Origin of the sequence: Streptomyces sp. NPDC020898, from assembly GCF_044333925.1 — a bacterium.
Lineage (GTDB): Bacteria > Actinomycetota > Actinomycetes > Streptomycetales > Streptomycetaceae > Streptomyces.
Genome location: NZ_JBIRRV010000003.1, coordinates 576566 through 594540, shown reverse-complemented (window position 1 = coordinate 594540; position 17975 = coordinate 576566). Strand labels below are relative to the sequence as shown.

20 protein-coding genes are annotated in these 17975 nt (G+C 71.7%); 8 read left to right on the top strand and 12 right to left on the bottom strand.

Features of this window, described 5'->3' with window-relative positions; all coding sequences use genetic code 11:
- Nucleotides 1-26 precede the first annotated feature (26 nt).
- A complete protein-coding gene (locus ACH4TV_RS13915; protein ID WP_398397583.1) occupies nt 27-992 on the top strand; it encodes an enoyl-CoA hydratase/isomerase family protein in 966 nt (321 codons plus the stop codon).
- Between the two features lie 140 nt (nt 993-1132).
- Here ACH4TV_RS13915 and ACH4TV_RS13910 read toward each other — a convergent pair whose 3' ends face one another.
- The 6 genes from ACH4TV_RS13910 to ACH4TV_RS13885 are packed head-to-tail and all read right to left on the bottom strand — an operon-like array spanning nt 1133 to nt 6144.
- Nucleotides 1133-1864: an enoyl-CoA hydratase-related protein gene (locus ACH4TV_RS13910; RefSeq protein ID WP_398397581.1), complete on the bottom strand. Its 732-nt coding sequence runs from the start codon at nt 1862-1864 to the stop codon at nt 1133-1135.
- 56 nt (nt 1865-1920) lie between these two features.
- The gene (locus ACH4TV_RS13905) at nt 1921-2232 is read right to left on the bottom strand and encodes a hypothetical protein (protein ID WP_398397580.1); all 312 of its coding nucleotides are present in this window, start codon (nt 2230-2232) and stop codon (nt 1921-1923) included.
- 40 nt (nt 2233-2272) lie between these two features.
- Nucleotides 2273-2635: a hypothetical protein gene (locus tag ACH4TV_RS13900; RefSeq protein ID WP_398397579.1), complete on the bottom strand. Its 363-nt coding sequence runs from the start codon at nt 2633-2635 to the stop codon at nt 2273-2275.
- Entirely contained in the window at nt 2632-3342 is a 711-nt protein-coding gene (locus ACH4TV_RS13895) for an ABC transporter ATP-binding protein (protein WP_398397577.1), read from the bottom strand. The genes ACH4TV_RS13900 and ACH4TV_RS13895 overlap by 4 nt, the downstream gene beginning before the upstream one ends.
- On the bottom strand, nt 3339-4025 hold the full coding sequence (locus ACH4TV_RS13890) for an ABC transporter ATP-binding protein (RefSeq protein ID WP_398397575.1): 687 nt from the start codon (nt 4023-4025) through the stop codon (nt 3339-3341). The genes ACH4TV_RS13895 and ACH4TV_RS13890 overlap by 4 nt, the downstream gene beginning before the upstream one ends.
- Before the next feature lie 4 nt (nt 4026-4029).
- A complete protein-coding gene (locus ACH4TV_RS13885; protein WP_398397573.1) occupies nt 4030-6144 on the bottom strand; it encodes an ABC transporter permease in 2115 nt (704 codons plus the stop codon).
- Nucleotides 6145-6258: 114 nt separating this feature from the next.
- On the opposite strand from ACH4TV_RS13885, the gene ACH4TV_RS13880 reads away from it, so the two are divergent.
- Genes ACH4TV_RS13880 through ACH4TV_RS13860 form a run of 5 tightly spaced genes read left to right on the top strand, consistent with a single transcriptional unit; the run spans nt 6259 to nt 9932 of the window.
- Nucleotides 6259-6729, top strand: a complete 471-nt coding sequence (locus tag ACH4TV_RS13880; RefSeq protein WP_398397571.1) for a pyridoxamine 5'-phosphate oxidase family protein — start codon at nt 6259-6261, stop codon at nt 6727-6729.
- A 56-nt stretch (nt 6730-6785) separates the two neighbouring features.
- Nucleotides 6786-7205 carry a nuclear transport factor 2 family protein gene (locus ACH4TV_RS13875; RefSeq protein WP_398397569.1) on the top strand — a complete coding sequence of 140 codons (420 nt, stop codon included), beginning with the start codon at nt 6786-6788 and terminating at the stop codon, nt 7203-7205.
- Complete coding sequence (locus ACH4TV_RS13870; RefSeq protein WP_398397567.1) at nt 7202-8302, top strand: acyl-CoA dehydrogenase family protein; 1101 nt, start codon at nt 7202-7204, stop codon at nt 8300-8302. Before ACH4TV_RS13875 ends, ACH4TV_RS13870 begins: the two co-directional genes overlap by 4 nt.
- Nucleotides 8303-8304: 2 nt before the next feature.
- Nucleotides 8305-9093 carry an acyl-CoA dehydrogenase family protein gene (locus ACH4TV_RS13865; RefSeq protein WP_398397565.1) on the top strand — a complete coding sequence of 263 codons (789 nt, stop codon included), beginning with the start codon at nt 8305-8307 and terminating at the stop codon, nt 9091-9093.
- Nucleotides 9094-9122: 29 nt separating this feature from the next.
- Nucleotides 9123-9932 (top strand): acyl-CoA thioesterase, encoded by an 810-nt coding sequence (locus tag ACH4TV_RS13860; protein WP_398397563.1) that lies wholly within the window; start codon nt 9123-9125, stop codon nt 9930-9932.
- Nucleotides 9933-9944: 12 nt separating this feature from the next.
- Here the strand turns inward: ACH4TV_RS13860 and ACH4TV_RS13855 are convergent, their stop codons facing one another.
- Together ACH4TV_RS13855 and ACH4TV_RS13850 are read right to left on the bottom strand one after the other, a co-directional pair.
- On the bottom strand, nt 9945-11090 hold the full coding sequence (locus ACH4TV_RS13855; protein WP_398397561.1) for a thiolase family protein: 1146 nt from the start codon (nt 11088-11090) through the stop codon (nt 9945-9947).
- On the bottom strand, nt 11083-12528 hold the full coding sequence (locus ACH4TV_RS13850; RefSeq protein ID WP_398397560.1) for a class I adenylate-forming enzyme family protein: 1446 nt from the start codon (nt 12526-12528) through the stop codon (nt 11083-11085). Before ACH4TV_RS13850 ends, ACH4TV_RS13855 begins: the two co-directional genes overlap by 8 nt.
- A gap of 54 nt (nt 12529-12582) precedes the next feature.
- On the opposite strand from ACH4TV_RS13850, the gene ACH4TV_RS13845 reads away from it, so the two are divergent.
- Complete coding sequence (locus tag ACH4TV_RS13845; RefSeq protein WP_398397558.1) at nt 12583-13347, top strand: SDR family NAD(P)-dependent oxidoreductase; 765 nt, start codon at nt 12583-12585, stop codon at nt 13345-13347.
- Nucleotides 13344-14132 (top strand): SDR family NAD(P)-dependent oxidoreductase, encoded by a 789-nt coding sequence (locus ACH4TV_RS13840; RefSeq protein ID WP_398397556.1) that lies wholly within the window; start codon nt 13344-13346, stop codon nt 14130-14132. The genes ACH4TV_RS13845 and ACH4TV_RS13840 overlap by 4 nt, the downstream gene beginning before the upstream one ends.
- Before the next feature lie 477 nt (nt 14133-14609).
- On the opposite strand, the gene ACH4TV_RS13835 is transcribed toward ACH4TV_RS13840, so the two are convergent.
- The 4 genes from ACH4TV_RS13835 to ACH4TV_RS13820 are packed head-to-tail and all read right to left on the bottom strand — an operon-like array spanning nt 14610 to nt 17930.
- The gene (locus tag ACH4TV_RS13835; RefSeq protein ID WP_398397554.1) at nt 14610-15440 is read right to left on the bottom strand and encodes an SDR family oxidoreductase; all 831 of its coding nucleotides are present in this window, start codon (nt 15438-15440) and stop codon (nt 14610-14612) included.
- The gene (locus ACH4TV_RS13830) at nt 15437-15901 is read right to left on the bottom strand and encodes a VOC family protein (protein ID WP_398397552.1); all 465 of its coding nucleotides are present in this window, start codon (nt 15899-15901) and stop codon (nt 15437-15439) included. The genes ACH4TV_RS13835 and ACH4TV_RS13830 overlap by 4 nt, the downstream gene beginning before the upstream one ends.
- Nucleotides 15898-16974, bottom strand: coding sequence for a CaiB/BaiF CoA transferase family protein (locus tag ACH4TV_RS13825; RefSeq protein ID WP_398397550.1), 1077 nt, complete (start codon nt 16972-16974; stop codon nt 15898-15900). Before ACH4TV_RS13825 ends, ACH4TV_RS13830 begins: the two co-directional genes overlap by 4 nt.
- Complete coding sequence (locus ACH4TV_RS13820) at nt 16971-17930, bottom strand: TIGR03564 family F420-dependent LLM class oxidoreductase (RefSeq protein WP_398397548.1); 960 nt, start codon at nt 17928-17930, stop codon at nt 16971-16973. Before ACH4TV_RS13820 ends, ACH4TV_RS13825 begins: the two co-directional genes overlap by 4 nt.
- Nucleotides 17931-17975 lie beyond the last annotated feature (45 nt).

Sequence of the window (17975 nt, the reverse complement as noted above, 5' to 3'; positions counted from 1 at the left end):
AGGTAGCCCCAAATTACACTCCGGACGTGACCTTGGACTCCCCCTTCGACCTCGTCGACCTCGACCGTGGACCGCGCCTGGACCTGGGCCTCGGCCTCGGTTCGGGAGCAGCGGACGTCAGCGGGCGAGTGCTGGTGGGCGTCGCGGAGGAGCCCGGCCCGGCCGACGCCGGCCTCGACATTCTCCTCACCGGCGTCGCCGATCCGCCACGCCCCTGGGTGGGCTGCGCGGACCCGTACGCCACCGCCCGCCGTCTGGGTGACATCGTCGCGGACCGGCCCGGCGCCTCCGTCGCCCTGATGCAGGTGCTGCGGATGGGCCCGGCGCTGGAGCCGCCCGACCGTCTCGTGGCCGAGTCCCTCGCCTACTCGACGCTCCAGGCCTCGGCAGTCTTCCGCGCCTGGCTCGACTCGGCGCCCTCCCGCACGCCGCGCCCCTCCCCCGCGCCGGTGCTGCTGAGCCGTGACGGTGACCGGCTCGCCATCACCCTCGACCGGCCGCAGGCGCGCAACGCCATGGACGCCGGTACGCGGGACGCCCTGTGCGAGGCGCTCGACGTCGCCGTCGCGGACCCCTCGATCACTCGCGTCGACCTGTACGGCAACGGGCCGGCCTTCTGCGCGGGCGGCGACCTCAGCGAGTTCGGCACGGCCGGGGATCCCGCGCAGGCCCATCTGGTGCGTGTGCTCCGCAGTCCGGCCGCGTTGCTTCAGCGGTGCGGTGCGCGGGTGACGGCGCATCTGCACGGTGCGTGTGTGGGGGCGGGTATCGAGCTGACGGCGTTCGCGGGGTGGGTGCGGGCGGCGCCGGACACGGTGATGCGGTTGCCCGAGGTGGGGATGGGGCTGATTCCGGGGGCGGGGGGTACGGCGAGTCTGCCGGTGCGGATCGGGCGGGAGCGGACGGCTTATCTGGCGTTGTCTGGGGAGGCGTTGGGGGCGGGGGAGGCGTTGCGGTGGGGGTTGGTCGATGAGGTGGTTGAGGTTGGCTAAGTACGGGGTGGGCCACGCAGTTCTTTTACCGCGGGCCGGTAGGGGCTGATCGCGCAGTTCCCCGCGCCCCTATGGGGGCGCTGTTGTGCACGTGACTTCACCCGAGACCGTCTAGCCGGGCAAAGGCCAGCCCTCGTCCGTCACTTGGCTGTCCATACGGGGGGCCTTCGTTCTGCGAAGGCCTTTGCGCCCTCTGCTGCGTCCGTGCTGCGGAAGACCGACTCGATTTCGGACGGGTCGGGCCAACGGCGTTCTCGGATCAGCTTCTTGGTCATGGTGACGCCCAACGGGCCGTTGGCGGCGATCCGTTCGGCGAGGGCCAGGGCCTCTGTCCGGACCGCTTCGGCCTGGACGACCCAGTTCACCAGGCCGACCTCCCGGGCCCTGGCCGCCGTGATCAGTTCGCCGGTGAGGCCCATTTCCAGGGCGACGGCGAGTGGGATCCGGTCGGCGAGGGTGGTGGCGCCGCCGGCTGCGAAGAGGCCGCGTTTCACCTCGGCGATGCCGACACTGGCGTGTTCGGCGGCGACGACCAGATCGCAGGCCAGGACCATTTCGAAGCCGCCGGCCAGCGCGGGACCGTTCAGTGCCGCGACGACCGGGGTGGCCACGCCCTCGCGGAGGAACCAGACGAGTCCGTCGAAGCGGGCGCCGCGCGCGAACGCCTTGAGGTCCATGCCGGCGCAGAAGACCGGGCCCGCCCCGGTGAGGACGATCGCCCTGACGGCCGGGTCCGCGTCCGCTTCCTTCAACGCCGCGGACAGTTCTTGAATGAGCTCCGGGTTCAGTGCGTTGCGCGCCTCGGGCCGGTTCATCGTGGTCACGAGGACGTTGCCCACCCGTTCGGTCAGGACCAGGTCGTCCTGGGGCATGGCGGCTCCTGTTCGGTTCGGTCAGAAGTCTCAGTCAGCGGTCTCAGTCGGCAGGCTCAGTCGGAGGCGGGCAGCGGTTTGGCGGCCTTGATCGTCATCGGGGCGCCGTCGCAGGTCAGTTCGCCCGCTCCGGAGGCGGTGCAGAGCAGTTCGAGGGTGCCCGTGGCATCTACGTAGCGTTTGCCGATGACGGTTCCCGAGCCGGGGTCCTTGACCGGCGGTGCGGAGGCGGCGGGCACCATGGGCTTGCCCCCGCAGGCGAGTGGGGGGTGGGCGTCGGCAGGGGCCCGGATCACGACCACGCGGGTGCCGCAGGCGGTGCTGGCGAGTTGGTCGCCGGGGCGCGATGTCGTTGCCGGAGTGGTCATGACACAGGTTCCTCTCGAACGGGCGATGGGGGTCGCGAGGTCACTCGGGGTCGCGCAGCCGGTCCGGTTCGCGCAGTCGTTCGGCGAGGAGGCTGACGTCGTACGACTGGCGGGCCATCCAGAACCGCAGGAAGGCGGTGAGCGAGTAGCGAAGGAAGAGCGCCGAGCCGACGACGCCGGCGGCGATGCCGGCGAGGCCGAGGGCGAGTCCGTCGTTCTGGACGAGGGGGTCGAGGGTGTTGTGGGCGACCAGGTAGCCGGAGGCGCCGAGGATCACGCCGAGCGCCATCAGGGCTCCGCCGAGGCGCAGCCAGAGTACGGAGCGGGCGGCGGCCGGGTCGGGGATCTTCAGTTCCGTCAGTTCGCGGACGAAGCGGTCCGCACGGGGCTCGGTGGATGTCATGCTGCTGAACTCCCGAGGTAGAGGGCGGACAGTTCTGCGCGGAGGCCGTCGTCGGGGTGGCCCTGGCGTTCGACGCGGCCACGGACGAGGACGGCGGCGCGGTCGGCGATGTCGAGTACGGCGGCGGCGAACTGCTCGACGACCAGGACGGCCACCCCCTGCCGAGCTATCTCGGCGACCTGCTCGTAGAGCCGGGCGACCACCAACGGGGCGAGTCCCATGGAGAGTTCGTCGAGGAGCAGGACGGCCGGGTCGGTGGCGAGGCCCCGTGAGAGGGCGAGCATCTGCTGTTCACCGCCGGAGAGCGTGCCGGCGGGCTGGGAGGCACGCTGGGCGAGAACGGGGAAGCGGGTGAACGCGATCTCCTCGATCTCGGCGCGGGTGCGGCCGGTGTACGTCATCATCAGGAGGTTGTCGCGCACCGAGAGGTTGGGGAACACGCCGCGTCCCTCGGGGATCAGGCAGACTCCGGCGCGGGCCAGGTCGCGCGGGGCGGCGCCCGTCATGTCCCGTCCGCCGAGCAGGAGTTGGCCGGACTGGACGGGGTGGACGCCCGCCGCGACCCTCAAGGTGGTCGTCTTTCCGGCACCGTTGGGGCCGAGCAGCGCCACCACCTCACCGGCGGCGACGCCGAGATCGACTCCGTGCAGGACCGTGATCCGTTCGTGGGCGGCACGGATGCCGCGCAGTTCGAGCAGCGCGTTCACGCGTCCCCCAGGTAGGCGGCCAGGACCGTCTCGTCGTTGCGGATGACCTCGGGCGGGCCGACGGCGATGACCTTTCCGAGGTCGAGGACGTACACGTCGTCGCACACGCTCATCACGAGGCTCATGTCGTGTTCGACGAGGACGACGGCCGTGCCGTCGTCGGCGAGGGAGCGCAGGAGGGCGGCGAAGCGTTCGGTCTCCTCGCCGTCCTGTCCGGCGGCGGGTTCGTCGAGCAGGAGCACCTTGGGGCGCAGGGTCAGCGCCCGGCCGACCTCGACGAGGCGGCCGACGCCGGTGGGCAGCGTGTCGGGTGCGGTGTCGGCGATGCCGGTCAGGCCCAGCCGGTCGAGGATCTCCGTCACGACACCGGCCGCACGCGGGCGTTCGGGGCCGAGTTCGGCGGCGACGAGCAGGTTGTCGCGGACGCTGAGCCGGCCGAACAGCTCCAGCCGTTGGAACGTCCGGGCGAGTCCGCAGCGGGCCCGGGCGGAGGGCCGCATCCGGGTGACGTCCCGGTCGTCGAGGAACACCCGCCCCGACGACGGTCTGCGCAGCCCGGAGGCGACGTCGAACAGGGTACTTTTTCCTGCCCCGTTGGGCCCGATGAGCCCGGTGACACGGCCGGGCTCGGCGGTCATGCCGACCCCGTCCAGGGCTCGGTTGCCGCCGAAGGAAACCGTCACTCCACTAACGCGCAGCGACGCCACGGGCCAGCACCTCCCCGTCCTCCGGGCGCCAGTCGCGCCGTACGCCCCACCACTCGACCGGAATCTCCGGCTCGGCCGTCGGGGCCTGCCGGACAGTTGCCCAGATCCGCAGGGCCAGTGCGACGACGACGGCTCCGCCGAGGAAGGTCCAGCCGTTGATGACGTCACCGAGGCGCAGCAGCCAGGCCGTTGCCAGCCAGGCGACGAGCGCGGTGAGCGCGATGCGGTCGCGGCCGAGCGGCTCCCACTGGCGCCGGAAGTGGGCCGCGATGCCGTCGGGGTTCTTGCCCAGGCCCATACCGGCGAGGGCCGGCAGCAGGGCGACCGGGTTCTGCAGTGAGGGCGCGACGGCGACCAGCGCGTTCGCCGGCCCGATGAGCGCCGTACCGGTGAAGAGGCCGTTGCCGACCGCGCCGAGTCCGCCGATCACCGCGACGAGGAAGATCGGCAGTCCGGCGATGAGGTTGAACTGGTCGGGAGTGATGGCCCGTTGCTGCATTCCGTAGAGCGCGCCGCCGAGGCCCGCGATGCCCGAGGCCAGCGCGAACACCATCACCTTGGCGACGAGCAGGTTGCCGCCGAGTGTGGCGTACGCGGCCTCGCTGTCGCGCAGCGCGATCAGCCGCCGCCCGAACCGGCCCCGTCGCAGCGCGGCCACGAGGACCGAGGCGAGGGCGAGACAGACGGCGGCGAGCACCATCAGTTCCTCCCCGCTGTCCAGGCGCAGCCCGAACAGGGAGGGTCCGGCCACTTCCACCGAGCCCTGGTCGAACAGCACGACTTCGACGCCGAAGACATGGAAGGCGGGGAGGGTGAAGATCCAGCGGTCGAGTACGACGGCGAAGGCGGCGGTCCCGAGGGCCAGGTACACGCCGGACAGGCGCAGTGCGGGCAGCGCGATCAGCGCCCCGGCGACCGCGGCGACCAGTACCGCCAGGCCGAGCGCCCACAGCTGGCCGTGCGCGCCGAAGTGCGCCCACACGACCGCGCCGATCCCGGCCATGCTCAGCTGGCACAGGGAGATCTGGCCCGCGTAACCGGCCAGGGGGACGTACGAGAGCGCCACCACGCCCAGCGAGAAGATCGGCCCGTAGGTGATGAGGTCGGCCTCGCCGAGCATCGACGCCAGGACGACGCCGAAGGCGATGGTGACGGCGGCGAACACGAGTGTGCCGCGTGCCGTGGGCACCGGGACGGGTGCCAGGCGCCGGTCGCGTCCGCGCAGCCGCCGGTGCGGGAACACCAGCAGGGCGATGAAGAGGAGCAAGGCGGGGGCGGCGAGGCGCAGGCCCGGCAAGTAGTCGTTCTGGGGCAGATAGCCGGTGAGATAGCTCTCCGTGCAGCCGATGACGACGGCCCCGATGAAGGTGAGCGGCATGCTGCGCAGCCGGCCGAAGACGGCGGCGGTGTAGGCGCTGACGATCAGGAGGGAGAGCTGCGCGGCGTCGAGGGTGACGGTCGGCGCGATCAATATGCCGCCGAGCGCGGCGAGTTGGGTGCCCATGATCCAGGCGGCCTTGTTGGCCCGTACGGGGTCGGCACCGGTGAGTCCGACGAGCGCGCGGTCGTCGACGGTGGCGCGCATCTCGGCGCCGGAGCGGGTGCGGTAGAGCAGGACGCGCAGGACGACGGCGACCGCGATGGCCACGCCCATGGTGATGGCCTGGTGCCAGGTGACGGCGGCCGGTCCGATGTGGAAGGGGGCCCGGTCGGCGAAGAAGACGGGCAGGGGCCGGGCCACGTTCGGGTCCCAGATCCAGCGCGCGACCCCAATGAGGCCACTCAATAGTGCGACGGTCATCACCAGCCGTTCCGCTTCCCCCAGCGCCTGGACAGGCCGCAGGATGAACCGTTCGACGAGGAGACCGAACGCCGGGGCGAGCAGGAGCAGGACGACAGCCAGTGCGACCGGAACCGGCCAGCCCCAGCCGACGGTGAGCTGCCAGTAGGTGAACGCCGAGAGCATGCCCGCGGCGCCATGGGCGAAGTTGAACACGCCGGTGGTGGTGTAGGTGAGCACGAGACCGCTGCCGATGACCGCGTAGATCGCGGCGGTGCTGAGGCCGACGATCCCGAAGGTGAGGAACTGGTCCATGACGCGCCGCCACTCGATGTCGGGGTAGGCCGACTGAGTGTCCTCCTCTCTAAGGCTGGAAACTAGCTTCTCATTCAGAGAGAATCAACCATTCGGACAACCCTGGGAGAAACCATGACCGGACAGCGCAGGGGAACCGCGATCGCCATGACCGAGCCGGAACGGGACGCGTTCCTGCGCGCCCAGCCCGTGTGCCGGGTGGCGACTGTCGGAGCAGGCGGGCACCCCCATGTCAGTGCCCTGTGGTTCGTGTGGGACGGAACCGCCCTGTGGCTCAACTCGCTTGTCCGCAGCCAGCGTTGGACCGACCTCGACCGCGATTCGCGGATCGGCGTGATCGTCGACGACGGAGGCGCCGACTTCATGCAACTGCGGGGCGTGGAGCTGCGAGGCAGCGTTCAGGTGGTCGGCGAGACACCTCGGAAGGGGGCTCCCCTGGAGGAACTCCGGGAGCCGGAACGGCTGTTCGCGGACAAGTACGCGGGCGGCCGGGACTTCCCGTACGACGGGCGGCACGCCTGGCTGCGGCTGACGGCGGAGAAAGTGGTGAGCTGGGACTTCTCTAAGCTGCGGAAGGACCGTTGACGCTTCACCCTCTGCCGTGAGAACCTTCCGCTCACTTTGAGAGAATGGAATTCTCAATGTCCACTGACGACCTGATGGAGATCCAGCAACTGCTGGCCCGGTACGCGGTGTACATCACCCAGGGCGACCTGGACGGCGTGCTCGCGGTCTTCACCCCCGACGGGACCTACAGCGCCTTCGGCGACACGTACGCCCTCGACGAGTTCCCGGCGCTGGTCGCGGCGGCCCCCAAGGGGCTCTTCCTCACCGGGACCGCCGTGGTCGAGCCGGGGGCGGACGAGGACTTGGCGACCGGCACCCAGCCGCTGTGCTTCGTCGACCACGCCACCCACGACCTGCGCATCGGCTACTACAACGACGCCTACGTGCGCACCGCCGACGGCTGGCGGCTGCGCACCCGCGCCATGACGTTCATCCGCCGCAGCGGAGCGCACGACTCTGGCCGCCCGCACGCCTACCAGAGCCCGGGGACATGAACGTCACCGAGTTCCGCACCGACCTGCGGCGCTGGCTCGACGTGAACGACCTCTCCCCCGGCCCCGACGACTCGCTCGACGCGCAGGTCGCACAGCTCGCCCGGGTCCGGCGCGCGCTGTACGAGGCGGGGTGGATGCGGTACGGATGGCCCGCCGAGGTGAGGGGGCTCGGCGGGCCCGCCGTACTGCGCGCGGTACTGGGCGAGGAGGTCGCGACCCGGGGCCTGGCCGAGCCCGGGATCTACTCCATGGTCGAGGTCCTGGCCCCGACGATGATCTTGTACGCGCGTCCGGAGCTGGCCGCCGAGGTGGTCCCGCGGCTGCTCGGCGGCCGGGAGCAGTGGTGTCAGGGTTTCTCGGAACCGGGCTCCGGCAGTGACCTGGCCTCGCTCACCACGAGGGCCGTCCCCCGGGGCGACGACTGGGTGGTGAGCGGCCAGAAGGTGTGGACGAGCCTCGCCCAGTACTCCGCCCGCTGCGTCCTGCTCACCCGCACGGCCCCCGGCCACGGTGGCATCACCGCCTTCTTCGTCGACATGGACACCCCGGGGATCACCATCCGGCCGCTGCGCACAATGCACGGCGTGGACGAGTTCGCGGAGGTGTTCTTCGACGACGTCGTCGTCCCCGGCGACCGGATGCTGGGCCGCCCGGGCGACGGCTGGCAGCTGGCGATGGATCTGCTCCCGCATGAACGCTCCACGTGCTTCTGGCACCGGATCGCCCATCTCTACACACGACTCGACCGGTTGTTGGAACAGACGCCGACTCCTGACTCCGCACAGGACGACGAGGCTCTCGGCGCCGCCTATCTCGCCCTCCACACCGCCCGCTGCCGCTCCCACGCGACCCAGCGGCGCCTGGCCGACGGTGAGCACCTGGGCCCGGAGACCTCCGTCGACAAGGTCCTGCTGGCCACGTCGGAGCAACAACTCTTCGACACCGTACGGGACTTGCTCCCCGGAGTACTGGAGCTGGCCCAGACGCCCTGGCGGTCGGAGTACCTGTACTCGCGTGCGGCAACCATCTACGGCGGCACCGCCGAGATCCAGCGGAACATCATCGCGCGCCGGTTGCTGAATCTCGGGAGGGAGTAGCCATGGACGCCGCCGAACAGGACCTGCTCGCCGAGACACTCCGCAAGACGATGGCGACGGCGACAGGTCCGGCCCTCGACGCCGCGCTGGCCGACCTCGGCTGGGCCGACCTGTTGACGGAGGTGCCCGAGGTCGCGGTCCCGCTCGTCTTCGGGCTGCTCGGCGAGACCGGCGCCCACGCGCCGCTCCTCAACGACGTGGTGCTGCACGGGGCCGGCCGGCCACTCGGGGGCGCCCTGCCGCTGCCGTACACGGGCGGTTCGTGGGTGGTGTGGGAGCGCGGCGGAAGCCGGACGCCGGGCAGCTGTCTGGACGGCGAACTTCCGTTGCTGGCCAGCCCTGTTGGGGAGCCCGTCCCGCTCGGCGCGGGCCGACGGGCGCTCGGGTGGTGGCTGCTGAGCACCGGGCGGGCCATGCTCGCGCTCGCCCGGTCGCATGTGCTGGACCGCACCCAGTTCGGCCGGCCCCTCGCCTCCTTCCAGGCCGTACGGCACCGGCTCGCGGAGACACTCGTCGCGCTCGACGGCGCCGAGGCGACTCTTATGGCTGCCGAGGACGAGCTGGGCTCCCTGCTGGCCAAGGCCGCCGCCGGGCGAGCGGCGCTGACGGCGGCCCGGCACTGTCAGCAGGTGCTGGGCGGGATCGGCTTCACCGCCGAGCACGATCTGCACCGGCATGTCCGACGGGCGCTCGTGCTTGACGGACTGCTGGGCAGCGCGCGGGAGTTGACGCGGGAGGCGGGGGCGCTCGTACGGGAGAGACGGTCGGCTCCTCGGCTGATTCAGCTCTGACAGCTTCTCTTCTCACCTTGGGAGCCCTTGTGACGGATCTCTGGAGTGACCTGCTCGCATGCCTGGAACTCCGTCCCGTCAAGGGGGACTTGGAGTTCGAGGGAGCCAACCAACGCCTCGGCTATCACCGGCTGTTCGGCGGGCAGCTGCTGGGCCAGTTCGTCCGGGCCGCCTCGCTCGCCTGCCCGGACAAGACGGTGAAGTCCGTACACGCCCTCTTCGCCCGCGCGGGGCGCCCCGACGAGCCTGTCCGCTACGAGGTGACCCGTCATCACCAGGGCTCCACCTTCGCGACGTTGACGGTCGTCGCCCGCCAGTCGCCTGGGGTCATGGCCACCGCGTCGGTGTCGATGCACGTCCCCGAGGGCGGCCCCGACCACCAGACGCCGTTCCAAGTGCCCCCTGTGCCGGGCGAGGAGCACGCCGTGGACCTGGATCTGCTGCCCTGGGACACCCGCGCGACCACCGACCTGGACACCCCGAAGTCGGAGGCACCCGAGTACGACCTCTGGATGCGCACCCCGGCCGTCGCGCCCGAACTGGCCCCGGCCCTCACGGCGTACGCCACCGATCTGAGCCTCATCGGCACCGCGCTGCGCCAGGTCGAAGGAGTCGGCCAGCACGATGCGAACACGCTGTTCACCTCAGCCGTGACGGCACACACCGTGCGCTTCCACCGCCCTTTCCGGACCGACTCCTGGCTGCTCCTGCGCCAGCACAGCCCCCTTCTGGCGCACGGCCGTTGCTACGGCCTCGGTGACGTACTCACCGAAGAGGGCTCCCTGGTCGCCTCGTACACCCAGGAAGCCCTGCTCCGTTTCAAGAACCCAGCAAGCTGACCGTCTGTCAATTCACGGTGCGAGCACCTCGATCACCGTCGCCGAGCCCATCCCTCCGCCCGCGCACATGGCGGCGACGCCGATTCCGCCGCCGCGTCGGCGCAGTTCGTGGACGAGGGTGACCAGCATCCGCGCGCCCGTGGCGGCGACCGGGTGGCCCAGCGAGCAGCCGCTGCCGTTCACGTTGACGCGGTCCGGGTCGAGGCCGAGTTGTTTGATCGCGGCCACGGGGACGACGGCGAAGGCCTCGTTGATCTCGTAGAGGTCGACGTCGGAGAGCGAAAGCCCGGCGCGCTCCAGGGCCTTGGGGATCGCGGTCACCGGTGCGAGGCCCATGTCGGCGGGGTCGACACCCACGGACGCCCACGACCTGACCGTACCCAGAGCCGGGAGTCCGAGGCGGTCGCTGGCGATGACGAGGGCCGCCGCGCCGTCGTTCGCGCCGCCCGCGTTGCCCGCCGTGATGCTGAACCCCTCGATCTCCGGATGGAGCGGCTTGAGCGCGGCCAGCCTCTCCGCGCTCGTGTTGCGGCGCGGGTGCTCGTCGACGGAGAACAGGCCGTGCGGGGTGTCGATCGGGACGAGTTCGGCGTCGAAGCGGCCCTCGTCGATGGCGCGCACGGCGTTGCGGTGCGAGCGCAGCGCCCAGTCGTCCATCTCGGCGCGGCTGATGTCGGCCCGGACTGCCGTGTTCCAGCCGACGGTGATCGACATGTCGGTGTTGGGGGCGTCGGGCCGGGCGGGGTGGGTCGGCGACATCCAGGGTTCCCACTCGCCGTCCACCTTGGTCACCGAACGCGGCGACGTGGACGCCGAGTTGACGCCACCCGCGATGACGAGCTCGTCCATGCCGGCGCGGATGCTCGCCGCCGCGCTCTGGACGGCGGCCTGCCCGGCGGCGCAGTGCCGGTTGTGGGCGAGTCCCGGAACCCAGGTGAGGCCCGTGGTCACCGCCGCGTGCCGGGCGATGACACCGCCGCCGTACAGGCCCTCGCCGAGGACGATGTCGTCGATGCGGGACGGGTCCAGACCCTCCGTGGCGGCTGCCGCGGCGACGATGTGGTGGGCCAGGTCGAAAGCCGTGGTGTCACGCAGGGTGCCCTTGAAGGCGGTGCCGACGGGAGTGCGCAGGGCTGACACGATGACTGCTTCAGGCATGGGTGGTCTCCAGGTCGGCGAGCAGGATGCGGCGCAGCAGCTTTCCGGTGTCGGACTTCGGCAGTTCGGCGCGGAAGACGACGGAGTCGGGCGTCTTGGAGGAGCGGAGGCGGTCCTTGACCCAGGCGCGGATCTCGGCCGGGTCGCCCTCCCCAACGAGCACGGCGACGATCCGCTGCCCCCACTCGGGGTCGGGGACCCCGATCACCGCCGCCTCGACGATGCCGGGGTGGGCGAGGAGGACGTCCTCGATCTCGGCCGGGGCGATGTTCTCACCGCCGCGGATGATGGTGTCGTCGGCGCGTCCTTCGATGAACAGATAGCCCTCGGCGTCCAGCCGGCCCCGGTCCCGGGTGGCGAACCACCCGTCGGCATCCAGCGCGTTGCCGCGTCCGCCGTACTCGCCGGAGATCTGCTCCCCGCGCACGAACACCAGCCCGGTGCGGCCGACTTGGACCAGCTCGCCCGCCGCCTCACTGTCCTCGCCGCGGATCTGGATCTCGACGCCGGGCAGCACGCGCCCCACCGAGCCGAGCCGGTCACGCACGGCCGGGTCGTCGGACACCAACGCCTGCCGGTGGTCGTCGGGGCCGAGCACGGCGATCGAGGAGGTCGTCTCGGTCAGGCCGTACGCGTTCACGAAACCGGTGTCCGGGAAGGCGCGCAGCGCCCGTTCGACGACGGGTCGCGGGGTGCGGGCGCCGCCGTACGCGAGGCTGCGCAGCGCCGGTACCTGGGCGGTGGCGCCGTCGGGGACCTCGGCGACGATCCGGGCCAGCATCGTCGGGACGACCAGTGCGTGGGTGACGCGTTCGCGCCGGACGGTCGCCAGCCAGTCGGCGGCGTCGAAGGCGGGCTGGTACACGATCCGGCGCCCGGAGTAGAGGTTCGTCAGCAGGTTCATCAGACCGGCCACGTGGTACGGCGGCACCGCCACCAGGGTCGCGGCGTCGGGCTCGGCCGAGCCGAACTCCTGGGTGTTGAACACGTAGGCGAGCAGGTGGCGGTGGCGCAGGAGAGCCGCCTTGGGCTCGGCCGTCGTCCCGCTGGTGTAGAGCACGACGGCGACGGCGTCCTGGTCCTGCGGGGCCGGTTCGTGGTCTTGCGCCCCGCCCCCTTCGAGGAGTGCGTCGAGGTCGGCGGGGCGCAGGACCAGGGCGCCAGGGTGACGGTCGAGCAGCCGGGCCAACTGGTCTGCGCCGAGGCGGTAGTTGAGGGGGATGAAGGGCACGCCCGCCAAGGCGGCGCCGAACAGGGCTACGGGATAGGCGAGATGGTTGGCGCCCAGGTAGAGGACGGCCGAACGGTGCCGGAAGCGGTGCGCGGCGGCCCGGGCGCGGTCGAGCAACTCCGAGGCGGTCAGGGAACGGCCGTCCGCCGTCGCCACCGCCTTGTCTCCGGCCGAGGCCGCCATCTCCAGAATCATGGTTATCTTCATGAGAATGCTATTCTCATCTGACTAGAGCTCTGCTTGCAAGAGAGGAAAACCTTGATGCAGATCAGTGGCAGCTCAGCAGTTGTCGTCGGTGGCGCGGGAGGCCTGGGCGAGGCCACCGTCCGTCGGCTGCACGCGGCGGGCGCGAAGGTGGTCGTCGCCGACCTCGCCGACGAGAAGGGCAAGGCGCTGGAGCAGGAGCTCGGCGTGCGCTACGTACGGACGGACGCCACCAGCGAGGACGACGTCCTGGCGGCGCTGGCCGAGGCGGAGTCGGCCGGGCCGCTGCGGATCTCGGTGGACTGCCACGGCGGCCCGGCGAGCGGGGGCCGGCTGATCGGCAAGGACGGTACGCCCATCAGCCTGGAGGGCTTCAGGACGACCATCGACGTCTATCTGACCGGCGTCTTCAACGTGCTGCGCCTCGCCGCCGCTGCCATCGCCAAGCAGGAACCGACCGAGGACGGCGGCCGAGGGGTCATCGTCAACACCGCTTCGATCGCCGCGTACGAGGGCCAGATCGGCCAACTCCCGTACGCGGCGGCCAAGGGCGGCGTCGTCAGCATGACGCTGGTGGCCGCCCGCGACCTGTCCCCGCTCGGCATCCGGGTCGTCACCATCGCCCCGGGTACCTTCCTGACCCCGGCCTACGGCAAGTCGGGCGATCAGCTGGAGGCCTACTGGGGGCCCCAGGTTCCGCACCCCCGGCGGATGGGCCGCTCCCCCGAGTACGCGGCGCTCGTCGAGCACATCTGCGAGAACGGCTATCTCAACGGCGAGGTCATCCGCCTCGACGGTGCACTCAGGTTCCCGCCGAAGTGAGTGACGAAGTGAGCGACGCCGGTGGGTCGTTGAGCGGGTCGTTGAAAGGGAAGGTCGCGTTCGTCGCCGGGGCCAGCCGAGGCATCGGGCGAGCGGTCGCGGTGGCGCTGGCGTCGGCCGGGGCGTCGGTGGCGGTGGCCGCGCGGTCCGAGGAGGAGGGGAGGTTGCCGGGGACGATCCACTCGGTCGCCGACCGGATCACGGAGGCGGGTGGCCGTGCGCTCGCGGTGCCCTGCGACGTCAGCAGCGAGCAGTCGGTCGAGGCGGCCGTGACGGCGGCCGTCGCCGAGTTCGGCGGTATCGACATCCTGATCGCCAACGCCGGGGTGCTGTGGCTCGGCCCGGTCGAGTCCACGCCCCTCAAGCGCTGGCAGCTCTGTCTGGACGTCAATCTGACGGGCGTCTTCCTCGTCACCAAGGCGGTGATTCCGTACGTCCGACAGCGCGGCGGCGGTTCACTGGTGGCCGTGACGACCAGCGGGGTCGGGATGACCGACCGGGGCGCCAACGCGTACTGGGTGTCCAAGGCAGCCGTGGAGCGCCTCTACCTCGGGCTCGCCACCGACCTGCGGGCCGACAACATCGCCGTCAACTGCCTTGCCCCGTCCCGGATCGTCCTGACAGAGGGGTGGCAGGCGGGGGGCGGCGGCCGGGAGATCCCGCCCGAGATGGTGGAGCCGCCGGAGGCGATGGCCCGGGCCGCGGCACTGCTGGCCGGGCAGGACGCGAGCGGCGTCACGGGAACCGTACAGCGCTCGGAGTCGGTCGGGAGGCCGGCCGGCTGAGCAGCGGGGACGGGGACGGGGACGGATGGCTGATGCCGGCCACCGGTCGCCGTCCGGTGGCCGGCATCGACTCGCGATACCGGCTCCCCGTCAGCGGCTGTCGCCGCCGGCCCTGGCGAAGCACGCGCCCACCTCGTGCCGGTCGGAGGTGCCGGTCATTTCGGGAGCCGTTCGGGCGAATCGGCTCCCCTGGGACCTGTCCGGCCGATCATGCCGCAGACGCGGGGTGGCCGTGACATCAGCCGCTCCGCGGCGGGCGCCCATCTGCCGCGTTGTCGTCGGTTGCCGAATCCCCCACGCTCGGCTGCGCTCGCGCGGGGGACCCCCATCCACCCGCTCACCGGTGTTGATCAGGTGCCGCCGCTTTCCTGCGACCTGATCGGCCGGACAGGTCTTAGGCGGCCGGGGAGTCGCGCGGGGCACGCCTGTCGGCCCGCGCCGCAGGCCAGGCCGGGACTCGCCGAGGACTGAACCGCTCTACCCCCGCGCCCCTCCCCGTGCCGCCGCACAGGCGCCGCCGTCGATCAGCAGGTCGATGCCGGTGACGAAGCTCGCCTCGGGCGACAACAGGAAGGCGACCCCGGCGGCGACCTCCTCGGCGCGTCCCGCGCGGCCGGTGGCCGACTCCCGGACGAGGGCGTCCATGACCGGCTGGCTCGCGGCTTCCTGGCGGCCCTGCGGAGTGTCGATGACGCCGGGTGAGACCGAGCAGATCCGGGCGCCCAGCGGGCCGAGCCGGAGCGCCTCCCGTCGTACGAAGCGGTGCACCCCGTACTTGGCCCAGCCGTAGGCGGTGCCGCTGTTCTCGACGGCCGGTCCCAGGGCGTCGTGCAGCTTGTCGAGGAACCCGTCGTCGAGCGGGTCGTCCAGGACGGCGGCGACGGCCGGATCCGCTTCGAGGCCGCCGAGCAACGGAGCCATCGAGGCGAAGCACACCATCGCCGTGCCGTCCCTGGCCAGCGGGCGCAGCGCCTCGGCGAGCAGCGCGGTGCCCACCAGGTCGACCGTGAAGATCCGCCGCCAGTCGGCCATCGTGGGCGAGATGCCGGCGGCGTGGGCGACGGCGCGCAGGGTGCCGAGTTCCGCGGTGCGGGCGGCGAGCCGGGCCAGGCCGTCCCGGTCGGTGATGTCGAGGACGAACGGCTCGACGGCCGCGCCCCCTTCGGCCGACAGTTCCTTCGCGGCCGCCGTCACGGTCGCCTCGTCCCGGTCGACGAGCAGCAGCGTGTCCACCATGCCGACCAGCCGCTGCGCACACGCGAGTCCCATCCCGCGTCCGGCACCGGTGGCGATACCTACCGTGTTCACGCCGTTCCCCCTTCGTCGGCTCCCTCGGCCCAGAACTTCTCCAGCATCGGCTGCGCCGCCCGGTCCACCAGCTCGACCAGTACACCGCCCGGGCCGCGCAGGAAGGCGAAATCGGACCCGGCGGAGCCGATGCGGGACGCCTCGACCGTGTAGCCGAGGCCGGTCAGTCCGGCGCAGTCCGCGGCGACGTCGTCGGACCAGTAGCCGACGTGGTGGACACCCCCGCCGGGCGCCGCTTCCCAGAGGGTGCCGGGGATGTTCCGGAGGATCTCCAGCCGGGGTGAGGTCCGCGAGTACACGCAGCTCAGCCGTACGACGGCGTCGCCGGTCGGCAGCGTCACGTTCAGCGGTCCGGAGATCTCCGCGCACCACTCGTACCCGAACGCCGCCGACAGGCTGGCCAGCGTCCCCTCGAAGTCCTCGGCGACGATGCCGAGATGGAACTGGTCCTCTCCCCTCATGACGCGATCACCGCACCGGCGTCTGCGTCGCCGTGCTCGCCCAGTCGGGGCGGCGGCCGGTAGTCGGGCTCGTGGCCGGCGACTCGTACGGGGCTGCGGACCAGCCGGTAGTCGCCCGCCGTCACCACGGCCTCCGGTGTGGCGGCCAGCGCTTCCGGCAGCGTCCGTACGGCGGCGGCCGGTACGCCCAAGGGCCGCAGCCGGGACTCCCAGCCGGCGGCGGTGTCGCCGGCCAGGGCCCGCGTCACCGCGTCCAGCACCTCCTCGCGCCGGGCCGACCGCTCGGCCATGGTCGGGAACCCCTCGACGCCCGCCTCCGCCGCGAAGGACTTCCAGAAGCCGTCGTGGGTGATGAACAGCGCCAAGTGGCCCTGGGCGGTGGGGAAGAGCTGCGCCGGTACGTAGTAGGAGTGCGCGCCGAGCGGCAGGCGCCGTGGCTCGGTGCCCTCGTTGAGGTAGGCCGAGGCGCGGTAGTTGAGCTGAGAGAGCATCACATCCCGTAGGGACACCTCGACTTGGCCGCCGCGCCCGGAGACGATCTGTGCGAGCAGACCCAACGCGGCCGTGAGCCCGGTCGAGTTGTCGGCGGCGGAGTACCCGGGCAGCGTCGGGGTGCCGCCGGGATCGCCGGTGAGCGCGGCCACTCCGGTGGCGGCCTGGACGACGTAGTCGAAGGCGGGTTCGTCGCCGGACGCCAGGCCGAACCCGGTGAGCGCGACACACACGATCCGCTCGTTCCACTTCCGCAGGGCCTCATAGGTCAGCCCCAGCCGATGGATCGCCGTCGGCTTGAGGTTGACGAGCAACGCGTGGGCGTCGGCGGCCAGTTCACCGAGTCGGTCCTGTCCGGCCGAGGTCGTCAGGTCCAGGCAGACGCTGCGCTTGCCCCGATTGAGGCTGGCGAAGTAGGCGTCGCTCACCTGCCGCGAGATGTCCCCGCCGGGCGGCTCGATCTTCGTGACCTCTGCGCCCAGGTCGGCGAGCATCATCGTGGCGTAGGGGCCCGCCAGCATGTGGCCGACCTCCAGGACGCGGATGCCCGCGAGGGGTCCGGCCGTCGGCTCGGGAGTCATCGGACTTCCACCGCCAGTGCCGCGAGCATGTCCCGCGTACGCCGTTTGGAGGCGACCAGTTCGTCCCGGCCCTCCCCGATCGGCAGCAGCCGTACGGAGAGGTCGGTGACGCCGGCGTCGGCGAAGCGGCGGAACCGGGCCAGGATGGCCGCCTCGTCTCCGGCCGCGCACAGGTCGCCGATGTCCTTGGCGTCGCCGTTCTCCAGCAGGCGCTGGTAGTTGGGCGAGATCTCGGCCTCACCGAGGATGCGGTTCGCGCGCTCCCGGGCCGCGTCGACCTCGGTCGGCCGGCACAGACAGACGGGGATGCCCGCGACGACCCTGGGCGCCGGCCGGCCCGCGGCCTCGGCGGCCTTGGTGATGCGCGGTACGACGTGGTCGGAGACCGCGCGTTCGTCGGCCATCCAGAGGATGGTGCCGTCGGCGCGTTCGCCCGCGAGGGCCAGCATGACCGGGCCGAGGGCGGCGATCAGGACGGGCAGCGGGCCGACCGGGCCGAGGTCGAGCGGGTTGTGCACGGTGAAGGTGCCGTTCTCGACGTCGACCGGACCGGGGCCGCGCAGGGCCGCGTCCAGGACGTCCAGGTAGTCGCGGGTGAACGCGGCCGGCTTCTCGTACGGCAGCCCGAGCATGTCCCGGACGATCCAGTGGTGCGAGGGCCCGACGCCCAGCGCCAGCCGTCCTCCCCCGGTCGCCGCCTGCGCGGACAGCGCCTGACGGGCGAGGGCGATCGGATGCTGGGCCTGGAGCGGTACGACCGCCGTCCCGATCTCGATCCGCTCCGTCCGCGCGCCCATCAGCGCCACGGCCGTCAACGCGTCGAAGTCCGTGGGTATTTGGGGCACCCACGCGGTGTCGAGGCCCGCCTGCTCGGCCCACGTCACGTCGTCGATCATCCGCGCGACCTTGCGCGCGGAGTCCCCACGCTCCGGCCCGATCATCACACCGACCCGCACAGTGCCTCCAGGTATCCGACGTATCCGATGTATCCGACAGGAGTC